The organism is Streptomyces torulosus (assembly GCF_001419765.1).
Lineage (GTDB): Bacteria > Actinomycetota > Actinomycetes > Streptomycetales > Streptomycetaceae > Streptomyces > Streptomyces torulosus.
Genome location: NZ_LIRK01000952.1, coordinates 1 through 1,297 on the forward strand (window position 1 = coordinate 1; position 1,297 = coordinate 1,297).

Consider the following 1,297-nt stretch of genomic DNA (forward strand, 5'->3'; position numbering starts at 1 on the left):
CAGTGGGCGGTGGGCACGGCGGGGGTCCGAGGAGCGGTGTGGGGGCCGCCTGGTGCGGGCTGTCGCGGGTCGGTGGTGCGGAAGTGGAGGGAATCCGCGAGGGTCGTCGCGAGGGCCTGCGCGCGGGCCGGTGTCCGTTCGCCGACCACGATGAAGCCGGCGCGGTCGCCCGACTGGCGTACCGGGCGGATCGTGTCACCGGGAGCCGTGGTGAGTCCCGCGGCCAGGACGGACCGGTCGGCCTCGACCCTCTCCCATCCGTCCACGTCGGCGAGGCGGCCCGGCGGGGGTGCCAGGAAACGGACCGCCGCCCCCCGGGTGGGCTCCAAGGACGGGGCGGCCCGCTCGGGACGGCCGAGGTGGTCGTCGTAGAGGAGACCGAAGAGTTCCAGGCCGGGGACGGCATGGGTCAGCAGGCGGTGCAGCCAGTCGCCGCCGGGGCGTACGTGGACCTCCCCCAGGACGACGCCCCCTTCCGTGAGCCACAGCTCGACATGGAACACGCCGAAACGCAGGTCCAGCGCGGTCAGCGCCGCCGACACCTCCCGGTCGATCGCCGCACGCGTGGACTCCGGGAGCTCGGCCGGAAGGACATGGCCGATCTCCACGAAGTACGGCGGCGGGAGGGTCTCCTTCGCCGTCACCGCGAGGACCTTCGGGCCGGTGGACAGGATCACCCCCTCCACGCTGTACTCGGGGCCCTCGACGAACTCCTCCACCAGGAACACATCCGGGTCGGGGAGTTCCGCGAGCGCCGGCGGCAGCTCGGTCACGTCCCGCACCATGCGTACGCCGATGCTGGCCATGCCGTCCCGGGGCTTCACCACCCACGGGCCCCGTGACTCCCCCAGGAACGCCGACGCCTCCTCCCGCGACCCGCACAGCCGGACCGCCGGCTGGCGGAACCCGGCGGCGGCCAGCGCGGCACGGCAGGCGTCCTTGTTGCGGATACGCCGTACCGCGTCGACCCCGTTGCCCGGAGCGCCGACGTACGCCGCGCACCGGGCCACCGATTCCTGCACCTCGTCGCGCAGACCGAGCACCAGGTCGAACCGCTCGCCCGCGGCCACGCGATCCCGTACCCAGCGCTCGCACGCCTCCGGGTCGTCCGGTTCAACGGCGGACACGGCGTCGGCCAAGTCGTTCACCTCGGCGGTCCGGGCGAGTGCCGCAGCCCGGTGGACGAGGTGGACCCGGATGCCGCGGCTGCGTGCCTCCTCGACGGCGCGCGTGACGATGTCGATGCTGGAGGGAAGCGGATTGGCGCCGCCGACCAGCAGCAGGGTCGGGGGTGGGT

The 1,297-nt window shown here is 73.9% G+C and carries 1 protein-coding gene; it reads right to left on the bottom strand.

Going from position 1 to position 1,297, the window contains the following annotated elements:
• On the bottom strand, nt 1-1,297 hold a 1,297-nt coding region (locus tag AOK23_RS42995; RefSeq protein WP_063791512.1), incomplete at both ends, for an ATP-grasp domain-containing protein.